We start from the raw sequence: 21099 nt of genomic DNA on the forward strand, positions 1-21099 counted from the left end.
AACTAGCAGTGCTTAAACTGACTTTGGGTCTAATTGAACACTTGGACTCATGGTGCTGGACATAAAAACACTTTTCATGTAAACACCTTTTGCTGCAGTCGGCTTCATTTTATTCAAAGTCTCCAACAGCTCTTTGGCATTGCCCGCTATTTTATCTGAGGAAAAGGAAACTTTTCCAATAGCAGCATGCACAATACCTGTTTTATCAACTTTGAAATCTATTTTACCCGCTTTAACCTCAGAGACGGCTTTTGCTATGTCCATAGTTACAGTACCCGTCTTAGGATTCGGCATTAAGCCTCTTGGTCCTAAAACACGACCTAAAGGTCCTAGTTTACCCATAACGCTTGGCATCGTGATGATTACATCCACATCTGTCCAACCTCCTTTTATTTTTTCCAAATACTCGTCTAATCCAACGTAGTCAGCACCTGCTTCTTGAGCTTCGGCCTCTTTATCCGGTGTAACCAAAGCCAAAACTTTGACATCCTTACCTGTTCCATGCGGAAGTGTTACAACCCCACGTACCATTTGATTCGCTTTACGTGGATCTACACCCAAACGTACAGCCAAATCAACAGATGCGTCAAATTTTGCATTCGTTATTTCTTTTATTAAAGCAGAAGCCTCATCTACGGAATAAAGTTTATCCTTCTCTATTTTAGAATGTGCTTCCTTTTGCTTTTTTGTCAACTTTGCCATTTAATTGCTTTTAAAGATTTTAAAAAGGTCTCTTACCTGCTACCTTCATGCCCATAGAACGTGCTGTACCGGCAATCATACTCATAGCCGATTCAACCGTAAATGCATTAAGGTCGACCATTTTATCTTCGGCTATAGCCTTGATTTGGTCCCAGGTTACACTACCCAATTTTACCCTGTTAGGTTCGCCAGATCCTTTTTTAATCTTAGCCGCTTCCAATAGCTGAACTGCCGCTGGTGGTGTTTTAACGACAAAGTCGAAAGACTTGTCCTTATAAACGGTGATAACAACAGGTAAAACCTTACCTGGTTTGTCCTGTGTACGAGCATTGAACTGCTTACAGAACTCCATGATGTTAACACCGGCAGCACCTAAGGCGGGTCCAACCGGTGGCGATGGATTCGCTGCACCTCCCCTAACTTGTAGTTTAACTACTTTACCTACTTCTTTTGCCATTGTTTAAATTTAAATTGAAAGCGTGTTAATGGAAGCAACACAACTTTTATATATGTAACAATTATCTTAAATCTTTTCTACCTGCATATAGCTGAGTTCCAATGGTGTTTTTCTTCCGAAAATTTTCACCATAACTTCTAGCTTACGCTTTTCTTCGTTTATTTTCTCAACAGTACCATTAAATCCATTAAAAGGACCATCGATCACCTTAACCGTTTCACCAAAAACAAATGGTATAGCAACGCTATCTGTATTCACAGCTAATTCATCAACTTTACCAAGCATCCTATTTACCTCAGATTTTCTCAAAGGAACAGGATCTCCTCCTTTGGTTTCGCCCAAAAAGCCAATTACATTGGTAATAGAACGAATGATATGTACCATTTCTCCACCCAAATTAGCTTTAACCATGATATAGCCAGGAAAATAAACTCTTTCCTTATTAATTTTTTTTCCGTTTCTAATTTGAATTACTTTCTCGGTCGGAACAAGAACCTCATCCAAATAATCAGCAAAACCATGACGCTCCACTTCACTTTCAATGTAGCCTTTGATTTTATTTTCCTGACCACTAACAGCCCTTACCACATACCATTTCTTTTCCAATACTTCTGACATAGAGCTCAAATTAGTTTAATACGTAATCGAAATACAACTGAACCACTTTACTGAATACCGTATCCACCCCCCAAGTCGCCAAGGCAAATAGGATTGAAAAAACCGCAACCACAACCATCAAATTTGACGATTCCGCTCGAGAAGGCAGGGTAACATTATTCCTTAATTCTTCAACGGATTCCTTAATATATGTTAGCATTTCTACTGTATTAATTTATACAAACAGGATTAAATAATCCCGATTACCCAACTTTTGGCACGGGAGGAGAGACTCGAACTCCCGACACCTGGTTTTGGAGACCAGTGCTCTACCAACTGAGCTACACCCGTATTTGTGTATTTCCAATTCCATAGAAACACACATTTATATTTACACTTAAAGGTATCCGTCAATAAAGACGGACACCCTTAGTATATGTATTACATTAAATAATGGATTAATCCAAAATCTTAGTCACCTGACCAGCACCTACAGTTCTACCACCTTCACGGATAGCAAAACGAAGACCTACACTAAGTGCAATTGGCTGAATCAACTCCACAGTAATTGTTAGGTTATCTCCCGGCATTACCATTTCTACTCCAGAAGGAAGGGCTATGTTACCAGTAACATCAGTTGTTCTAACATAGAACTGAGGACGGTAATTGTTATGGAATGGAGTGTGACGACCACCTTCTTCTTTTTTCAAGATATAAACCTCAGCCTCAAATTTAGCATGAGGAGTAACGGAACCAGGTTTACAAATTACCATTCCACGGCTAATTTGAGATTTTTCAATACCTCTTAACAAGATACCTACATTATCACCAGCTTCACCTCTATCCAATATTTTACGGAACATTTCAACACCAGTAATTGTAGAGCTCAATTTCTCAGCACCCATTCCGATGATATCAACAGCATCACCTGTGTTGGCGATACCCGTCTCGATTCTACCAGTTGCAACAGTACCACGACCTGTAATCGTAAACACATCTTCAACAGGCATTAAGAAATCCTTATCAACATCTCTTTGCGGCAACTCGATCCAGTTATCAACAGCTTCCATCAACTCCATAACCGTATCCACCCATTTTTGCTCACCGTTCAATGCACCCAAAGCAGAACCAGAAATAACAGGTCCGTTATCACCATCGTACTCATAGAAAGAAAGTAATTCCCTTACTTCCATTTCAACAAGCTCCAACAACTCCTCATCATCGACCATGTCTACTTTGTTCAAGAAAACGACGATTCTTGGAATACCTACCTGACGACCTAACAAAATGTGCTCACGAGTTTGTGGCATAGGACCATCCGTAGCGGCAACAACCAATATAGCACCGTCCATTTGAGCGGCACCGGTAACCATGTTCTTTACGTAATCCGCGTGACCAGGACAGTCAACGTGAGCGTAGTGACGGTTAGCAGTTTGGTACTCAACGTGTGACGTATTAATTGTAATACCTCTTTCTTTTTCTTCCGGAGCATTATCAATTGAGTCGAAGCTTCTTAGCTCAGACAAACCTGCATTTGCCAAAACAGTCGTTATAGCAGCAGTCAATGTAGTTTTACCGTGATCCACGTGTCCAATAGTACCAATATTTAAGTGCGGTTTGGAACGATCAAAAGTTTCCTTTGCCATGTTTATTAAATTTTAATCTTAGTTTATATTAGTGTACAAATTTATACCTTAATTGAGCCAATGACGAGATTTGAACTCGTGACCTCTTCCTTACCAAGGAAACGCTCTACCCCTGAGCTACACCGGCGTAAAGTGTTGAATCTGCCAAAACAGATTCCTGCCTTCGCAGGAATGACTATAAAGTCAAAATAAATAGAGCGGGAGACCGGGTTCGAACCGGCGACATTCAGCTTGGAAGGCTGACGCTCTACCAACTGAGCTACTCCCGCTTATAAATTTTCATAATTTCATTTGAATACTGATGCTAAAAGCTAAGTGGGGAGAGCAGGATTCGAACCTGCGAAGACGTAGTCAGCAGATTTACAGTCTGCCCTCGTTGGCCGCTTGAGTATCTCCCCGCTTTATCAGTATTCTAAGAACTTAGGAGCCGATGGAGGGACTCGAACCCACGACCTGCTGATTACAAATCAGCTGCTCTAGCCAGCTGAGCTACATCGGCACTTTTTACGCTTTTTTAAGCACAAAAAAGTCCGCTATTTCTAACGGACTGCAAATGTATAGATTTATTTGTTTTTTCAAAACAAATTTTCAAAAATTTTCTTCAAGTATGAAGTCTTAATTTTTCTTTCCTCTTTATCAATTTTCTTTCCAATGAACTACAGGCAGTATCCACAGCCTCTTCAAAAGATTTACACTGTTTTTTGACCATAAATTTATTCTTTGGAACATTCAACTTTATTTCCACAATCTTGTTCTCTTTAGAACTAGTGTTCTCTACTTTTAAGTATACATCGGAACTTATTACCTTATCATAAAAAGTTTCCAACTTATCTAACCTGTTCTGCAAGAAATTAATCAATTCAACATCTGCGTTAAAATTAACGGATTGTGCATTTACTTTCATAAGCTAAAATTTAGATACCCCATGATTTTAGGGATGGAATTAGACAATCTATTTATTTCTTCCCTCTAGGGTGGGAAGAGGCATGTATTTTCTTTAGCTCCGCAATACTATTATGCGTATACACCTGTGTTGACGCCAAGCTGGCATGTCCTAACAATTCCTTTACGGAATTTAAATCGGCCCCTTTGTTCAACAGATGTGTAGCAAAGGTATGTCTCAATATATGCGGGCTCTTTTTAACCTTAGCGGATACCTTTCTAAAATACTTATTTATAATTCTATAAACAAGGGTTTCATATACTTTATTGCCCGTTTTGGTTAGGAATACAAAATCAAAGTTAGAGGTCGAAGGAAGTGATTCCCGCGCAACAAAATATTCCTTAAAAAAAATTATCGTTTCCTGCAGTAGGGGTATAATACGCTCCTTGTTTCTTTTGCCCAAGACCTTAAGCGATTTCCCCTCAAGGTCTAAATTTTTCATTTTTAGATTTATAAGTTCAGCCCTTCTTATACCCGTGGTATAAAGTACATGAATAATCAATCGATCTCTTTTACCATCAAAATCATCGGGATAGGTTATCTCCCGAAGTACATTTTCCATTTCAATTTCAGAAAATGGGGTTTCCAATTTTTTAGGGGTTTTTAAAGCTCTGTGTTTTGTTAATGGGTTTACCTCTATTTCGCCAATCTTTTGCAGAAACTTATAGTACGCCTTAAGCGAGGCAATCTTTCTATTTATAGTTCGATTGGATATTTTATTGTCAGACATGGAAACTATCCAACTTCTAATAATACTATAGGATAGCAAGTTGATATCGGTTACATCAAAACTTAACTTGCAGTATTCATGGAATTCCAAAATATCGGAATTATATGCAGTGACCGTATGTTTAGAGTATTTCTTTTCTAAGGATAGATAATCTGTAAACTGATGCAAAAACATATTTCAAAGTTAGGCAATGTATTTACAGAAAACACTAAAAACAAAAAATCCCGCAATTGCGGGATTTTTAAATTGTACATAATCAAAGTCTAGATTTCCTCTTGATCTCTTAGACCTTGAATATACTGTGCTTTTTGTATTTGAGCTCTACGCTCTACAGAAGGCTTTGTAAACTGTTGACGTTTTCTCAACTGTCTCATTGTACCTGTCTTATCAAACTTTCTCTTGAAACGTTTTAAAGCTCTGTCTATGTTTTCTCCTTCTTTTACTGGTATAATTAACATGGGCTACAACCTCCTTTCTTTAGTGATTAAGGAGGCAAATATAAAAACTAATTTAAAATACACAACTATAAAACGTAGATTAAAAATGATATGGCCTTTAATTCGTCGCAGGTCTATATTCTTTTTTATCGATAATAATCTTTGCTATAATTTCCCTAAGTATTTCCGAAGTACCTCCTCCAATGGGACCTAAACGACTATCTCTTAATAATCGAGCCATAGGATAATCTTCTATATAACCATATCCTCCAAGGAATTGTAGACATTCATAGGCAACCTCATCGGCCATTTTGGTTGATTTCAATTTTGAAATAGTTGCTTCCTTTACCACATAATCGCCCTTGTCCAATCTACTGGCAACATGATAATTATATTGTTTGCACATTTCTATATCTGCATGTAAATCTACTACACGATGCCTCAAAGCTTGAAATTGATTAATTGTTTTTCCAAAAGCCTCCCTTTCCGACATATATTGCAATGCGTAATCCAAGGCATATTCGGCTCTTGCATGCGCATTTACCCCCATAATCAATCGTTCTAAACTAAAGTGTTCCATGATATAGGAAAAGCCTAGGTTTTCCACACCCATTAAATTAAATGCAGGTACTTCAACATTATCAAAAGCCAACTCCGCAGTATCAGATGCCCTCCAACCCAGCTTGTTCAATTTGTTTGCCGTAACCCCTTTACTATTTCGGTCGACAACAAATATGCTTATCCCTTTGTTACCTAATTTAGCATTTGTTTTGGCGGCAACAATCATGTAATCTGCATAGACACCATTGGTTATAAAAGTTTTAGATCCGTTTAAAATATATTTATCCCCTTTCTTGTTCGCTGTTGTTCTCATGCCAGCGACATCACTTCCGCCAAAAGGTTCCGAAATACAAAGACAACCTATTTTTGTTCCCTCAACACTCGGTTTTAAATACCTTTCCTTAATATCATCGTTTGCTTCTTTATTAAGGTGTGTCATCGCTAAATACGCATGCGCCCAGATGGCAGCTGCAAATCCTCCAGAGTTAATTTTCTGTAATTCCTCTAAAAGTATTACGGTATAAAAAATATCCAATCCCAAACCTCCAAACTCTTCCGGAGTGGCCAAACCGAAATAGCCCATCTCCCCGAACTTCTCCCAAATAAACTTATCTATGGTTCCTGTTTTTTCCCATTCTTCTACATGGGGAACAACCTCTTTCTGCAAAAAGTCCTTTAGACTTTGCCTAAATAAGAGATGTTCCTCAGTGAAGTAAATATTGTGCATAGCTTTATTTTTTTAGGGACAAATATAGGGGAATTCTATCAATCCTATTTGTAGGAAAACCGTCGATTTGCATCAATTCATCAAAGGAATGTATTTCTCCATTTAATTCCCGATATTCCACTATTCGCTCCGCAACCTTCTTTTGTAAATAAACCAATTGGGCAAGTTCCTTTGCCGTGGAAGTATTGAGACTTACCTTTTTTATTTCAGGAGCATTTAGCACCTTAAACTTTTGAAATACACGCTGTACAACTTCTGGTTTTAAACCATAAACATCGTTCAATTGATCGTCTATCAAAAAACCACCAAGACGGTCTCTAAATTTAATTATCCTTTCGGATAACTTGTCCCCTATGCCATTAATGGACTTTAGCTCTTGGGCGGTAACACGATTCAAGTCTTTAAAATTTTTCGCTTCTAAATTGTCTATTGTTTTAATTCCCGATATATGTTTTTTTGAATTCGCCCTACTAGCCCTGGTCCAATCAGGAAACTTAAAATAAGGGGATATCACGTATAATAAAGAATCCGAAACTTCTGTAACTTCTTGGAATTCCTCTTTCGAATTAACGAACAAGCCATTGCTCCTATAGTCATGGAGCCTATCGATTTCATCGATTGATAGTCCCAAGGAATACCCTTTGAAATCAGAAATATAATTTGGGTTGAACGGAAATATCTTTAATGAATCCTTATATTGATTTTGCGATTTTAAAGTGTCTATTTTTGCCTGTAAATCATCATCCAGATTCAAAGGGTTTTCGTGTGAGACTGAAGTATACTTATATAGCCAAAAAAAAGTTTGCCCGAGAACAATCAACAGCAGCAAAAAGAAAATCCCACTTCGTTCTTGTTTAGTGAACCGAAAGTGGGATTTTTTAAAAACCATTTGATTAAAAATTAATCATTTACAGCTTTTACTTTTAATTTAATTGCATCCATATATTTCTTTAACTCACCTTTTACTTTAGGTGCCAATATTACAATTCCCACCATATTGGGAACCATCATACCAAAAATCATGGCATCCGAAAAACCTATTACGGAACTCATACTTGCAGAGGCTCCAACAATAACGAAAAGACAGAAAATAATTTTATAGGTATACTCCGTTTTCTTAGTTCTCCCAAAAAGATAGGCCCATGCCTGGTATCCATAATAAGACCAAGAGATTTGAGTACTAAAGGCGAACAAGACTACAGCAACAGTAAGCACATAAGGGAACCAACTTATCACTGAACCGAAAGCACCAGAAGTCAACAGGATTGCATCTGCATCATTTAGACCTGCATTACCTGGATCAACATTACCAGTTATAATTAAAACCAATGCGGTCATGGTACAAACCAATACCGTATCAATAAAGGGCTCCAATAAAGCAACAAGGCCCTCAGAGGCAGGATATTTTGTTCTTACGGCAGAATGCGCAATTGATGCGGACCCTACACCGGCTTCATTAGAAAATGCTGCTCTTCTGAATCCCTGAATCATTACTCCCACGGCACCACCAACAATACCAATTGGAGCGAAAGCACCTTGAATTATTTCATTGAATGCCCATCCAATCATATCAATCCTGGCAATCAAAACAAATAAAGAGGCTCCCACGTAGATAACTACCATAATTGGAACAATCTTGTCCGTTACCTTTGCAATAGATTTTATTCCTCCAATAATTACAATACCAACAAGTATTGCCATTACCACACCAAACGCCCATCTATATCCAAAAAGAAAGGATTCGGTACCTCCCGTCATACTTTCAAAAAGCTGAACCGCTTGGTTAACCTGAAACATATTACCACCTCCAAAGGAACCACCAATACACATTACTGCAAAGGCACCAGCTAAAACTTTACCTAAAGTTTTGTTTTTCAGACCCTTATTTAAGTAATACATAGGTCCACCGAAAATCGTACCATCTTTACCAACATCCCTATATTTAACACCTAGGGTACACTCCACAAATTTTGACGCCATTCCCAAAAGGCCAGCAACAATCATCCAAAAAGTGGCGCCTGCACCACCAATAGAAACCGCTACGGCTACACCAGCTATATTTCCTAATCCCACGGTTGCCGACAGGGCTGCAGTTAAAGCCTGGAAGTGAGATACCTCACCATTGGAACTCTCGTCCCTTATTGTATCAACAATATCACCATCAACTACAATTTCATCCCTATTATCAGCTAGGTGTTTATCAAGGCTTTCTACCTTGTTCATATCCACACCCGCAGCAATACCATCTTCACCATATAACTGTTTGGCTCCATATTTTTCAATATCCTCATACTTCCCCATTACCACCTTAATAGCGGTCCAAACCCCAGTAAAGTTGATAAAACGGAAGTAAATAGTGAAGAATCCAGCTCCTAAAATTAAAGGGAATAAAACCCAATAGATTTTAATATTCTCAGAAAAAGGTATCTGATAAAAAATAAAGTCTACGAACCAACCTGTTAGATCTCCGAAGACTTTATCAATTTTTTCATCTATCCCCATTTCCCCGGCCTCTTGGGCCATTGATAAAAATGGTAACATGAGCGAACAAAAACTTAGAAGTTTATACTTCATACTTTTATTTTAGATTTCTTAGTTAGTTAGTTCAGCAATATCATAAAAAATATGAACCCAATCAAATTATAACGTTGAATTAACTCAACTCGATATGAAACATTTCGTTCAATTTTTTAATTTGCTCCGGCCGTCCCAATACAATTACTTTACTTTTGGGTTGTAATTGAAGGTCAGCTTCAGGGTTGATAATATATTCACCATCAGGTGCTATGTAACCGATTATAGTACAACCCGTTTTTTTCCTTAGATCTAAATCCCTCAAGGAATTACAATCTAGCTGGTCCGAAAAATCCTCAATGGCCACCTCCTCCAAATTCGTGGTATGTTCCCCTTCTATCGATAGTTTATCCATAAAGGTTATAAGGTCTGGCATTACTACCAATGAAGCCATATGGTCTCCTCCAATCTTATCTGGCATAATAACCTTATTCGCTCCTGCCAATTGTAATTTTCTTTGGGAGGTTACCTGTGATGCCCTACTAATAATAAATAATTTCGAATTTAATTGCCTGGCCGTCAGCACCACGAACAAATTGGCAGCATCATCTGGAAGAGTCACGATTAAATACTGGGCCCTGTCTAGGCCAGCCGCCATCAAAACTTCGTCCTCACTGGCATCACCCTCCATAAACAGGATTTCATCTTCATACCTTTCCAATAGTTCCTTGTCCTTTTCTATAACTACAAAAGGTTTTTTATAAGCCTTTAGCCTTTCCGCGGCCTGCATTCCGTTTCGCCCAAAACCACAGACGACCACGTGATTTGATAATTTTTCAATGGTATTTTTCACTTTCTTCAACTTTAATAATTGTGGACTATTTCTGCTTAGGATATATTCCGTAATTACGGATATGGCAAAACCAACGATAAAAACGCTGGTAACTATTAGTATAACGGTGAAAATTTTTCCCTCTGGTCCCATGGGGCGTACCTCCGAAAATCCCACGGTGGTCACCGTAATAATGGTCATGTAAAATGCATCTATCCAAGAATAATCGGAGATAAAACGGTATCCCAAAACACCAAAGAACAACACCGTTAGCATTAGGGTCAACGCCAAGTAGATTTTAGACCGAAATAATTTCATCATATCTTACAAATCAAAAACGGAAGTTCTTTTGGTATAGACCAAATCCTTTATTTTTAACCAAAAAGCCAAAAACAGGTATAAGGCAAATCCAAATCCCAATGTGACAAAAGTAAGATAGATGAATGAGGTTCTAACGACCCTTGCCCTAATCCCAAGCCGGTCCGCAATTCGTCTACATACCTCAAACCCTCTTTTCTGAAGATAATGCAACAAATTGTAAAAAACTTTCATCCGTTCAACTTTTATTCCTTCTTAAATTTAGGTGTAACTTACCATTAAATATCGCTATTGTAACAAAGATTGATTATGGCTCATTACCTAAGGCTAAAATTAGGGCTTTAAATTCAATAAATCTGCTCCAACTGCACACTGTAAGCATTTATTCTTTGTACAATAGTTATTATATAGTTGTAACAAAGACTGGCTATCCCTTGCAGAATTTACTGAAATTCCAATGTTTTTATAGTTATCTATTATGTTATTGCTTTCTTCCTTAATCCCATGAATCATAGAAAAAAGGGACTCGTTCATAGGATTGCCCTTACGTTTTTGATGACAAAACCTCAATGGAATTATTGTATTAATTATCAAAAGTTCTACAAATTTTGTAGAAAGCAATTTGGATGACACTTTTGAAACCTTACCGAAAGTATAATGGGAATCCCAATATGTACTGGCCCTAATTTTGAACAAATTGTATAATTCATCGTCACTACAATACATAACAGAATTAAACAAGTTATTAGTACCAGCATATAGAGTGGCAAACTGGGACAACCGAATTGTAGGAAAGTTATTAGGTCTTAGTTTAAAAAAAGAAATACTGGATGCAATCGTGTTATCAAGATTATACTTATGACTCAAATATTCAAATGACTTTTTAAGTTCCTGGTAATATGAATCTGTAATATTATCGAATTGTAAAAGACCGCCCATACCAAATAATAGACTCTCCAGCTCCATGGGCTTTTCAATTAAATGGCGAACGATTGAAAAGTCGAAGTTCTTACCGATATGAAAGAAAGCTTCCCCATTGATTTTTGAACCAAAATTCTTTAACAATAATACAAAGAGTACTTTTTCCCAATCATTATTAAATTCTTTTAAGAGACTAAAGATTATTTTGGACTTATCTTCTAGTCGCTCTATAAATAATCGCTCTAGCCAGTTGTTAAAGTCAAAATTTGAAACTACATCAATATCCTTGCTGCAATTAATAAATCCAACATCCCTTGTAAGCATTAAGTTTCGATAGTTACCTAACAAATTAGAGTCTACATAATTTTTTAGCTCTAAAGCAGGTATGTTGGTTCCATCTGGTCTATAGACGGATACATCATCATTCCATACTACATGAAGAATGACATTGTCATAGTTTCTATCCTCTTGGTGGTTATGGGCAAACCAATCTGAGGAATTAATATGGATTTCAACATTACCGGCCCAAAATTGACCGTCAATTCTAATCTGGGCATTAAAAAAATCTGGACCGCTTAATTTATTGTGACTTCCTGAATGCAAAATTGACACGCTTTCCCCGTTTGAGGTCGTGAGATCAAGCTTGGGGAATTTCTTATACATCCAGATATAGTGAAGTAAATCTTCTCGCATGCCTTTGAATTAAAAGACCCGCACAAGGCGGGTCTACAATTTAAGTAATTAAATTAATTTCACTCTGCAACTTCACCTTCCCAATTCATAAATCCACCTTCTAAATTGTAGGCATTCTCAAATCCTAGACTATTCATTATAGCACAAGCCTGTCCTGATCTATTACCGGACCTGCAATACACATAATAATTTTTAGTTTTATCCAATTTCTCTAATTCGTCAATAAATTCCTGACCTTTATAAATATCAATGTTCGTGGAATTGGGAATATACCCCTCATCGACCTCGTCCTCTGTACGAACATCAAGAATAAATGCATTTTCATCGCTCTCTAATTGAGAGGACCATTCCTCCTGTGCTAAATCTGCCATAATACTTTTTTTCAAAAATAACAGATTTAACTCAAAACACTAAAAAATAGTTTTAACAAAATTTTACGGATTATAAACAACAAAAACTGTAAAAATAAAATTACATTTGTATATACAAATATTGTTTGTACATGAATGTTGAGGAAATAATTAAGACGAATAAGGATATTCCTATTGAAACTAGGACGATTATTCATTTGGCTTTGGTTAATAACAAAGTGTCTGAAATAATGACTTGCACTTTAAAACCCTTTGGCTTATCAATTCAACAGTTTAATGTATTGCGTATTTTGAGAGGGCAAGGTAAGAAACCAGCTAACCTATCTACTATCAACGATAGAATGGTGACTAAAATGAGTAACACCACACGTTTAGTTGATAAATTGATGGCAAAAGGATATGTAGAACGAAACATATGCCCTCACAACAGAAGAAAAGTTGAAATTAAGATTACCGAAAATGGCCTGAAGATTCTTGAGGATATTGATGGCATAAAAATTGAAACGGAAAAGAAAATAATTCAAAACTTTACAAATCAAGAATTAATAAAGCTAAACGAATTATTGGATAAATTTTAAAAAGAACATGAAAGAAATAATCAAGGATTTAAATTGGCGTTATGCTACCAAAAAATTTGATAGTACTAAAAAGGTAAGCCAAGAAGACCTGGACACGCTCCTCGAGGCTACAAGACTTAGTGCCTCCTCTTACGGATTACAACCATATCACATATTTGTTGTAGAAAACAGTTCATTACGTGAAAGGTTGAAACCACATTCTTGGAACCAATCACAAATCACGGACGCCTCCCACCTTATCATATTTTCGAATAGGAATTCTTTTGGAGAAGAACTTGTTGACAATTATTTGGAAAATGTGATGGAGACCAGAGGTCTTTCCTCAGATGCAATTAAAGGGTATTCAGAATTCATGAAGTCAAAGCTAATGGGCCTATCTGATGATGATAAAAGTAATTGGACTTCCAAGCAAACCTATATCGCCCTTGGTAATTTGATGACCGTGGCTGCTTCCTTAAAAATAGATACTTGTGCCATGGAAGGATTTGAAGCTGAAAAGTATGATGAAATTCTTGGTTTGGAAAACCAAAACCTCAGCACAACTGTAGTTTTGGCTGTAGGTTACCGCTCAAGATCAGATGAAACACAGCACTTACCTAAAGTAAGGCATTCAAAAGAAAAATTATTTACCCATTTATAAACCATTAACATTTATTCAAAAATTTAAATTAAAAACATGAAAAAGACAGTTTTAAGTATTGCATTGGCAGTAGTTTTCGGATTTTCCGCAACGGCTAATTCTCCTATTGATGATGAGAAAAAAGAAGTAAACGTAAGTGAAAGTAAAGTAACTTGGAAAGGTTACAAAGTAACGGGCTCACATGAAGGAACCATTGCCCTAAAATCTGGACATTTGATGATGGACGGTAACAAATTGACTGGTGGTGAATTTGTTGTTGACATGACCTCTATAAATAATTTGGACATGGCCTCCGGTGAAGGCAAAGAAAAGTTGGAAGGTCACCTTAAATCAGATGATTTTTTTGGTGTAGATACGTATCCAACTGCCAAATTGGAAATAACATCAGCAGAGTCCATGAACAAAAATTCATATTCCGTTAAAGGAGATTTGACAATTAAGGGAAAAACAAACCCTATAACTTTTGTCGTATCCATTTATGAAAACAAGGCTACTGCCACTTTGAAAATTGACCGGGCTAACTATGATGTAAGATATGGTTCAGGTAGTTTCTTTGACAATCTTGGTGACAAGACTATCTACGATGAATTTGACTTGGTAGTAGATTTAGCTATCTAAAAGCAATAGTAACAACCAAAAATGGTTGGTGTGTTTAAGGTCCTCTTGAAATCTATTCAAGAGGATTTTTTTTAAAAATTAAATTTGCGGGTTAAAATTTCCTTTTTATATTTACGGCAATGAAAACAAACATAAAAAACTGGTGGTGGAATAACTTGCGACAATCTTCGTGAGCCGGTTCTCCATTTTTAAAATATAGAGGCTTGTCATCACGACAGGCCTTTTTTAATTTATAGCATCAATCATGTCATATACACTTAAGACATACTCCAAAAAAATATTGGCAGACACCATTACTCCTGTCAGTGTCTATTTAAAAATCAGGGACAAATACCCCAATAGTATTTTATTGGAGAGTAGTGATTATCACGCAAACGACAATAGCTTTTCCTATATCTGCTGTAACCCTATAGCCTCTATAAAAGTTAAGGATGAAAAAATAAACAAGGAATTTCCGGATGGTTCCACTGAAGAACTGGATATTGATAAAAACATGGATGTCACAAATGAAATTGATGTGTTTAGTAAAAGCTTCAATGTTGCCAATCAGGACTATAAATTCATAACTAATGGTCTTTTTGGCTTTATGGCATATGATGCCGTTCGCTATTTCGAGGATATAGAAATCTCCAGAAAGGAAAATTCAATAGAAATCCCGGATATTTTTTATGCTGTTTACAAAAATGTAATTGCCATAAATCACTTTAAAAATGAAGCATACATTTTTGCTCATTGTTTTGAATCGGAAAATAATATTCCAGAAATTGAACGGCTTTTAAATGTAAAATCATTTGCCTCTTATAATTTCACTAAAGAAGGTGAGGTTAAAACAAATCTGGAGGACGAAGAATACAAGAAACACGTAGAATTGGCAAAAAAACATTGCAAGCGAGGAGATGTTTTTCAGTTAGTGCTTTCCAGAAGGTTTTCTCAAAAATTTAAAGGTGATGAATTCAATGTTTATAGGGCATTGCGTTCCATTAACCCTTCCCCCTATCTTTTCTTTTTCGATTATGGGAATTTTAAAATATTCGGCAGCTCACCAGAAGCACAGCTTATTGTTAAGGATGGAAAAGCAGAAATACACCCTATTGCAGGAACGTATAAACGCACGGGAAATGACGAAAAAGATGCTGAATTGGCAAAAAAATTAGCCCAGGATGATAAGGAAAATAGTGAACATGTTATGCTCGTAGATCTTGCAAGAAATGACCTAAGCCGGAACGGTAACATGGTTCATGTAGATACTTATAGGGAGGTTCAATACTTTTCTCATGTAATTCACTTAGTTTCCAAGGTTACTGGAATGAAAAAACAGGATATATCTACCCTAAAAATAGTTGCAGATACTTTTCCTGCGGGAACATTAAGCGGAGCTCCTAAGCATATGGCAATGCAACTCATAGAAAAATATGAAACAACAAGTCGTAGTTATTACGGAGGTGCCATCGGCTTTATGGATTTTAATGGAAACTTTAACCATGCCATAATGATAAGAACGTTCCTCAGCAAAAACCATGAACTCCATTTTCAAGCAGGAGCAGGACTTGTGGCTGCCTCAGATGCAGATGACGAACTACAAGAGACATACAATAAATTGGGAGCTTTAAACAAAGCTTTGGAAATCGCTGAAACTATCTAAATGGCAAGGAGGATATTAATGATCGATAATTATGATAGCTTCACCTTTAATCTGGTGCACTATTTAGAGGATTTGGGATGCGAGGTTGTTGTAAAACGAAATGACCAACTCACCTTGGAAGAAGTTGATGATTATAGTGAACTAGTACTTTCACCAGGACCCGGGATTCCAGACGAAGCCGGATTATTAAAACCAATCATAAAAAAATACGCTTCTACAAAAAGAATATTTGGAGTTTGTTTAGGACAACAGGCGATTGCCGAAGTCTTCGGTGGGACACTAATTAATTTGGACCAAGTCTATCATGGTGTAGCCACCAAGATTAGAATCGAAGTTAATGACTACATTTTTAACGGACTTCAAAAAGATATTGAAATAGGAAGATATCACTCTTGGGTAGTAGACCCCAATTTGCCAGACTGTCTTGAAGCTACCTCTTTTGATAAAAACGGTCAAATTATGTCTTTAAGACATAAAATATATGATGTTAGGGCCGTTCAATTTCACCCGGAATCCGTTTTAACGCCAAGTGGTAAACAAATGTTAGAGAACTGGTTAAAGCACTAAAAAAATGAAAAAAACATTAAATAAACTTATTAATCACGAAATCCTAGAAAAAGAGGATGCCAAACAGATTTTGGTAAACATCGCAAAGGGGGACTACAACACGAGTCAAATCGCCGCTTTCCTGACTGTCTATATGATGCGCAGCGTAACCATAGAAGAATTGGAAGGATTTCGAGATGCATTGCTGGATTTATGCTTAGCTGTTGATCTGTCCGAATATAATCCAATTGATCTTTGTGGTACGGGAGGTGACGGTAAAGACACCTTTAACATTTCTACACTGGCATCCTTCGTTACAGCTGGTGCCGGTGTTAAGGTTACCAAGCATGGCAACTATGGGGTTTCCTCCAAATGTGGTAGCAGTAATGTGATGGAGTTCCTGGGTATCAAGTTTAGTAGTGAAGCTGATTTTCTAAAAAAATCGATTGAAGAAGCAGGTATTTGTGTACTTCATGCTCCCCTATTTCATCCTGCTATGAAAAATGTAGCGCCCATACGAAGGGAATTGGCTGTAAAAACATTCTTTAATATGTTGGGACCTATGGTTAATCCTGCATTCCCAAAAAATCAAATGGTAGGTGTGTTCAATTTAGAATTGGCTCGAATGTATGGTTATCTCTACCAAAACACAGATAAAAAATTCACGGTATTACACGCTTTGGACGGTTATGATGAAATTAGCTTAACCGGAGAGACCAAGACTATTTCCAATGGGTCCGAAGGTATGTTAAAACCGTCGGACTTTGGCGTCGATAGTATTTCAGCTTCAGAAATTGTTGGAGGTGCAGGAATTCCCGAATCTGCCCAAATCTTTATGAACGTTTTGAACGGAAGAGGTACGGAGGCACAAAATAACGTGGTTTGCGCCAATGCGGGAGTCGCCATTAGTACGGTAAACAATTTAACACCTAAGGAAGGTTTTGAAATTGCCAAAGAATCCCTATTGAATGGTAATGGATTAAAGGCATTAAAAAAATTACAGGCAATTAGTGCAGCATGAACATTTTAGACAAAATAGTTACGGATAAACGTAAAGAAGTTGCTTTAAAAAAAACAGTGATTCCGAGGAGTCAACTGGAAAGATCGGTTCTTTTTGACCGAAAAAGTAATTCTTTGGCTACTGCTTTAAAGCATAGTGACACGGGAATTATTGCGGAACACAAAAGACGTTCTCCATCGAAAGATACCATCAACCAAAATACCAATGTCGGCCAAGTTGCCAAAGGATATAAATCCGCAGGGGTTTGTGGTATGAGTGTCCTAACGGACATCAAATATTTTGGAGGTTCGATTGAGGATTTAGTATTAGCCCGGGCTTCCGTAAATATTCCATTGTTGCGAAAAGATTTTATTATTGATGAATATCAAATCATGGAAGCAAAGGCCTATGGTGCCGATGTTATTTTGCTGATTGCAGCTGTACTGACAAAAAATGAAATAAAGAACCTATCAGAATTCGCTAAGTCCATAAACTTGGACGTATTGCTTGAAGTTCATAACGAAGAGGAACTTACAAAATCCATTATGCCCAGTTTGGACATGTTAGGTGTCAACAACCGAAATCTCAAAACATTCGAGGTAAGCTTGGATACAAGTAAAGATTTATCCAGTCTTATCCCAGAAGATTTTGTAAAAGTTTCCGAAAGTGGGATAAGTTCCATTGAAGCTATAAAATCATTAAAAAACTACGGTTATGAGGGTTTTCTTATTGGAGAGAATTTTATGAAAACCGATAAGCCAGGTGAAAGTGCCCATAAATTCATCGATCAACTAAAATGAAGCTAAAGATTTGCGGCATGAAATATAACCCATTGGAAGTTGCAGCTTTAAGGCCCGATTATTTAGGCTTTATATTTTGGGAGTCCTCCTCTCGTTATTTTGATGGTGAGATTCCTTTTCTATCTCCTTCCATAAAAAAAGTAGGTGTTTTTGTTGATGCTTCTATAGCATATATTACCGAAACAGTTAAAAAGTATGGACTCAATGGTGTACAATTGCATGGTAAAGAAAGTCCAAGTTACTGCAAGAGATTAAAAGGAAAAGAATTGGGCTCAGATGTTGAAATCATCAAGGTTTTCTCCATAAAAAAAGATTTTGATTTTAGCGATTTAAAGGAATATGAAAAAGTTAGTGATTACTTTTTATTCGATACCAAAGGGAAATTGCCTGGGGGAAACGGTTACACCTTTGATTGGTCAGTACTTAAAGCATACCCCTCTACCAAACCTTATTTTTTAAGTGGAGGAATTGGATTGGACAACCTGAATGACATCAAAGAATTTTTAAAAAGACCAGAGTCAAAATACTGCTATGCTGTGGACGTCAACAGTAAGTTTGAGGATAAACCTGGTCTAAAAAATATTGAAAATTTAGAAGAGTTTAAAAAAGTACTTGGTACTTAATACACATGCTTATGAAATATCATGTCGACGAAAAAGGGTATTATGGTGAATTTGGAGGAGCTTTTATACCCGAAATGCTGTATCCGAATGTTGAAGAGTTGAGACAGAAATATCTGGAAATAATGAATGAGGATTCCTTTAAAAAGGAATTTTATCAACTTTTAAAGGATTATGTCGGCCGACCTTCCCCTTTGTACTATGCAAAGCGTTTATCTGAAAAGCATGGGGCGAAAATCTATTTAAAAAGGGAAGACCTCAACCATACCGGAGCACACAAGGTGAATAATACCGTTGGACAAATTTTAATGGCCAAGCGATTGGGAAAAACCCGAATCATTGCTGAAACTGGGGCTGGACAACATGGTGTAGCTACTGCCACGGTATGCGCTTTAATGGGAATTAAATGTATCGTTTACATGGGGGAAATTGATATTGCTCGACAGGCACCGAATGTTGCTCGCATGAAAATGCTAGGGGCCGAAGTTAGACCTGCAATTTCAGGAAGTAAAACATTAAAGGATGCTACCAATGAAGCGATCCGGGATTGGATTAACAATCCGGTGGACACACATTATATCATAGGTTCTGCTATCGGACCTCACCCCTATCCCGATATGGTTACCCGTTTTCAGTCCATAATTTCAGAAGAAATAAAATGGCAGTTAAAGGAAAAAGAAGGACGTGAAAATCCGGATTATGTTATTGCCTGTATTGGTGGAGGCAGTAATGCGGCAGGAACCTACTATCATTTTCTGGATGAGCCGGAGGTTGGCATCATTGCGGTAGAAGCAGCAGGAAAAGGAATTGATTCCGGGGAAAGTGCAGCCACATCGGCACTTGGAAAAATTGGCATTATTCATGGTTGTAAAACGATGCTCATGCAAACATCGGATGGACAAATTACAGAACCCTATTCCATATCAGCGGGATTGGATTACCCTGGTGTTGGTCCGATGCATTCACACCTCTATACATCAGGAAGGGCAGAATTCTATTCGGCAACGGATGACGAGGCCATGACAGCAGGATTGGAACTGTCCCAATTGGAAGGTATAATTCCTGCTATAGAATCAGGTCATGCTTTTGCCATTTTTCAGCACAAAAAGTTTAAGCCAGATGATGTTCTTGTTCTAAGTCTATCCGGGAGGGGCGATAAGGATTTGCAAACCTATATTGATTATTTTAAGCTAGCATAACCAATGGGCAATAGAATAAAACTAAAATTAAAGGAGGATAAAAAACTATTATCCATTTATTTTACGGCTGGATATCCTTCCCTTAATAGTACCGTTAAAATCATCCAGGATTTGGAGAAAAATGGTGTGGACATGATTGAAATCGGATTGCCATTTAGCGATCCTTTGGCAGATGGGCCGACTATTCAAAAGAGTTCAACGGACGCTTTAATTAATGGAATGACCACGGAAATTCTTTTTGACCAATTGAAAGATATTCGTAAATCGGTTACCATTCCGCTGATTATCATGGGGTATTTCAATCCTGTCCTTCAGTATGGAGTAGAAGCATTCTGTAAACAATGTGAGGAAATAGGAATTGACGGACTTATTTTACCCGATTTACCATTGGATGTTTTTCAATCTGAATTTGAAGCAACCTTCAAAAAATATGGTTTGTTGAATATTTTCTTGATTACGCCGCAAACTAGTGACGAACGAATCCGACAAATTGACAAAGCCTCCAATGGTTTTATCTATATGGTGAGTTCCGCAAGTGTTACGGGTTCCAAAACGGGATTCGGAAATGAGCAAGAGGCCTATTTTGAAAGAATTGAGGCCATGAATTTAAAAAATCCACAGATTGTTGGTTTTGGTATTAAGGATAATAAAACTTTTCAGCAAGCTACGAAAACAGCAAAAGGTGCTATTATTGGCTCCGCCTTTATAAAACATTTGACTGAAAATGGTGAAAATAATATTCCTGACTTTATAAATACGATTAGGTGAGTTTTATAAACGATTGGAAATTAGTAATCCTATTATGCCTCACACTAGGACTGGCACCTTTCTTTCCCGAACCGCACATCTGGGGAAAAATTAAATGGATTATGGGAGGAGCAAATGGAATGGCACTTATGGATTGGTTCGATGTACTGTTCCATGGATTCCCATATTTACTTTTAATACGAAAAATAGCTTTATCCCTTGCCGATAAATAGTTTCAATTCAATTGGTAGCCCTATCTT

The 21099-nt window shown here is 37.2% G+C and carries 26 protein-coding genes and 5 tRNA genes; 11 read left to right on the forward strand and 20 right to left on the reverse strand.

Translation table 11 applies throughout. The features are described 5' to 3' along the window. Positions 1-12: 12 nt before the first annotated feature. The 20 genes from rplA to PP182_RS15525 form a co-directional block, all read right to left on the reverse strand. A complete protein-coding gene (gene rplA / locus PP182_RS15430) occupies positions 13-702 on the reverse strand; it encodes a 50S ribosomal protein L1 (protein WP_272652166.1) in 690 nt (229 codons plus the stop codon). Between the two features lie 19 nt (positions 703-721). Beyond that, positions 722-1159 (reverse strand): 50S ribosomal protein L11, encoded by a 438-nt coding sequence (gene rplK / locus PP182_RS15435; RefSeq protein WP_099574512.1) that lies wholly within the window; start codon positions 1157-1159, stop codon positions 722-724. Between the two features lie 66 nt (positions 1160-1225). Continuing rightward, entirely contained in the window at positions 1226-1777 is a 552-nt protein-coding gene (gene nusG / locus PP182_RS15440; protein WP_272652167.1) for a transcription termination/antitermination protein NusG, read from the reverse strand. A gap of 10 nt (positions 1778-1787) precedes the next feature. After that, positions 1788-1976, reverse strand: coding sequence for a preprotein translocase subunit SecE (gene secE / locus PP182_RS15445; protein ID WP_272652168.1), 189 nt, complete (start codon positions 1974-1976; stop codon positions 1788-1790). Between the two features lie 55 nt (positions 1977-2031). Continuing rightward, a tRNA-Trp gene (locus PP182_RS15450) sits at positions 2032-2107 on the reverse strand. A gap of 107 nt (positions 2108-2214) precedes the next feature. Beyond that, positions 2215-3402, reverse strand: coding sequence for an elongation factor Tu (tuf, locus tag PP182_RS15455; protein ID WP_272652169.1), 1188 nt, complete (start codon positions 3400-3402; stop codon positions 2215-2217). Between the two features lie 55 nt (positions 3403-3457). Next, a tRNA-Thr gene (locus tag PP182_RS15460) sits at positions 3458-3529 on the reverse strand. A 69-nt stretch (positions 3530-3598) separates the two neighbouring features. Continuing rightward, positions 3599-3671, reverse strand: a tRNA-Gly gene (locus PP182_RS15465). Positions 3672-3718: 47 nt separating this feature from the next. Then, positions 3719-3800 (reverse strand) — tRNA-Tyr (locus PP182_RS15470). Between the two features lie 27 nt (positions 3801-3827). Then, a tRNA-Thr gene (locus PP182_RS15475) sits at positions 3828-3901 on the reverse strand. Between the two features lie 102 nt (positions 3902-4003). Beyond that, positions 4004-4306 carry a ribosome hibernation-promoting factor, HPF/YfiA family gene (gene hpf / locus PP182_RS15480; RefSeq protein WP_272652170.1) on the reverse strand — a complete coding sequence of 101 codons (303 nt, stop codon included), beginning with the start codon at positions 4304-4306 and terminating at the stop codon, positions 4004-4006. Between the two features lie 52 nt (positions 4307-4358). Continuing rightward, entirely contained in the window at positions 4359-5249 is an 891-nt protein-coding gene (locus PP182_RS15485) for a tyrosine-type recombinase/integrase (RefSeq protein WP_272652171.1), read from the reverse strand. A gap of 89 nt (positions 5250-5338) precedes the next feature. Continuing rightward, entirely contained in the window at positions 5339-5533 is a 195-nt protein-coding gene (gene rpsU, locus PP182_RS15490) for a 30S ribosomal protein S21 (RefSeq protein ID WP_047244701.1), read from the reverse strand. 97 nt (positions 5534-5630) lie between these two features. After that, positions 5631-6800 carry an acyl-CoA dehydrogenase family protein gene (locus PP182_RS15495; protein ID WP_272652172.1) on the reverse strand — a complete coding sequence of 390 codons (1170 nt, stop codon included), beginning with the start codon at positions 6798-6800 and terminating at the stop codon, positions 5631-5633. Positions 6801-6804: 4 nt separating this feature from the next. Then, complete coding sequence (locus PP182_RS15500) at positions 6805-7689, reverse strand: ComEA family DNA-binding protein (protein WP_272652173.1); 885 nt, start codon at positions 7687-7689, stop codon at positions 6805-6807. A gap of 11 nt (positions 7690-7700) precedes the next feature. Next, positions 7701-9374 (reverse strand): alanine/glycine:cation symporter family protein, encoded by a 1674-nt coding sequence (locus tag PP182_RS15505; protein WP_272652174.1) that lies wholly within the window; start codon positions 9372-9374, stop codon positions 7701-7703. 79 nt (positions 9375-9453) lie between these two features. Next, positions 9454-10467, reverse strand: a complete 1014-nt coding sequence (locus PP182_RS15510; protein ID WP_272652175.1) for a potassium channel family protein — start codon at positions 10465-10467, stop codon at positions 9454-9456. Positions 10468-10470: 3 nt separating this feature from the next. Then, complete coding sequence (locus PP182_RS15515) at positions 10471-10698, reverse strand: PspC domain-containing protein (RefSeq protein ID WP_272652176.1); 228 nt, start codon at positions 10696-10698, stop codon at positions 10471-10473. A 99-nt stretch (positions 10699-10797) separates the two neighbouring features. Beyond that, a complete protein-coding gene (locus tag PP182_RS15520; protein ID WP_272652177.1) occupies positions 10798-12078 on the reverse strand; it encodes a DUF2851 family protein in 1281 nt (426 codons plus the stop codon). A gap of 59 nt (positions 12079-12137) precedes the next feature. Then, the gene (locus tag PP182_RS15525; protein ID WP_272652178.1) at positions 12138-12449 is read right to left on the reverse strand and encodes a rhodanese-like domain-containing protein; all 312 of its coding nucleotides are present in this window, start codon (positions 12447-12449) and stop codon (positions 12138-12140) included. A gap of 131 nt (positions 12450-12580) precedes the next feature. Between PP182_RS15525 and PP182_RS15530 the strand changes: the two genes are divergently transcribed. From PP182_RS15530 to PP182_RS15580, 11 genes are all read left to right on the forward strand, one after another. Next, positions 12581-13027, forward strand: a complete 447-nt coding sequence (locus PP182_RS15530) for a MarR family winged helix-turn-helix transcriptional regulator (RefSeq protein WP_272652179.1) — start codon at positions 12581-12583, stop codon at positions 13025-13027. Positions 13028-13034: 7 nt separating this feature from the next. Continuing rightward, complete coding sequence (locus tag PP182_RS15535) at positions 13035-13667, forward strand: NAD(P)H-dependent oxidoreductase (RefSeq protein ID WP_272652180.1); 633 nt, start codon at positions 13035-13037, stop codon at positions 13665-13667. A gap of 36 nt (positions 13668-13703) precedes the next feature. Continuing rightward, complete coding sequence (locus tag PP182_RS15540) at positions 13704-14285, forward strand: YceI family protein (protein ID WP_272652181.1); 582 nt, start codon at positions 13704-13706, stop codon at positions 14283-14285. Positions 14286-14529: 244 nt separating this feature from the next. Then, on the forward strand, positions 14530-15927 hold the full coding sequence (locus PP182_RS15545) for an anthranilate synthase component I family protein (protein ID WP_272652182.1): 1398 nt from the start codon (positions 14530-14532) through the stop codon (positions 15925-15927). Next, the gene (locus tag PP182_RS15550) at positions 15928-16494 is read left to right on the forward strand and encodes an anthranilate synthase component II (RefSeq protein WP_272652183.1); all 567 of its coding nucleotides are present in this window, start codon (positions 15928-15930) and stop codon (positions 16492-16494) included. It abuts the gene before it with no gap. 4 nt (positions 16495-16498) lie between these two features. Continuing rightward, positions 16499-17494, forward strand: coding sequence for an anthranilate phosphoribosyltransferase (gene trpD / locus PP182_RS15555; protein WP_272652184.1), 996 nt, complete (start codon positions 16499-16501; stop codon positions 17492-17494). Then, positions 17491-18273: an indole-3-glycerol phosphate synthase TrpC gene (gene trpC / locus PP182_RS15560; protein WP_272652185.1), complete on the forward strand. Its 783-nt coding sequence runs from the start codon at positions 17491-17493 to the stop codon at positions 18271-18273. Before trpD ends, trpC begins: the two co-directional genes overlap by 4 nt. Continuing rightward, the gene (locus PP182_RS15565; RefSeq protein ID WP_272652186.1) at positions 18270-18896 is read left to right on the forward strand and encodes a phosphoribosylanthranilate isomerase; all 627 of its coding nucleotides are present in this window, start codon (positions 18270-18272) and stop codon (positions 18894-18896) included. Before trpC ends, PP182_RS15565 begins: the two co-directional genes overlap by 4 nt. An 11-nt stretch (positions 18897-18907) precedes the next feature. Next, the gene (trpB, locus tag PP182_RS15570) at positions 18908-20092 is read left to right on the forward strand and encodes a tryptophan synthase subunit beta (RefSeq protein WP_272652187.1); all 1185 of its coding nucleotides are present in this window, start codon (positions 18908-18910) and stop codon (positions 20090-20092) included. A 3-nt stretch (positions 20093-20095) separates the two neighbouring features. After that, positions 20096-20860, forward strand: a complete 765-nt coding sequence (gene trpA, locus PP182_RS15575; RefSeq protein WP_272652188.1) for a tryptophan synthase subunit alpha — start codon at positions 20096-20098, stop codon at positions 20858-20860. After that, positions 20857-21072 carry a hypothetical protein gene (locus PP182_RS15580; protein ID WP_272652189.1) on the forward strand — a complete coding sequence of 72 codons (216 nt, stop codon included), beginning with the start codon at positions 20857-20859 and terminating at the stop codon, positions 21070-21072. Before trpA ends, PP182_RS15580 begins: the two co-directional genes overlap by 4 nt. Positions 21073-21099: the final 27 nt, after the last annotated feature.

This window comes from Maribacter sp. PR1 (genome assembly GCF_028464145.1).
Lineage (GTDB): Bacteria > Bacteroidota > Bacteroidia > Flavobacteriales > Flavobacteriaceae > Maribacter.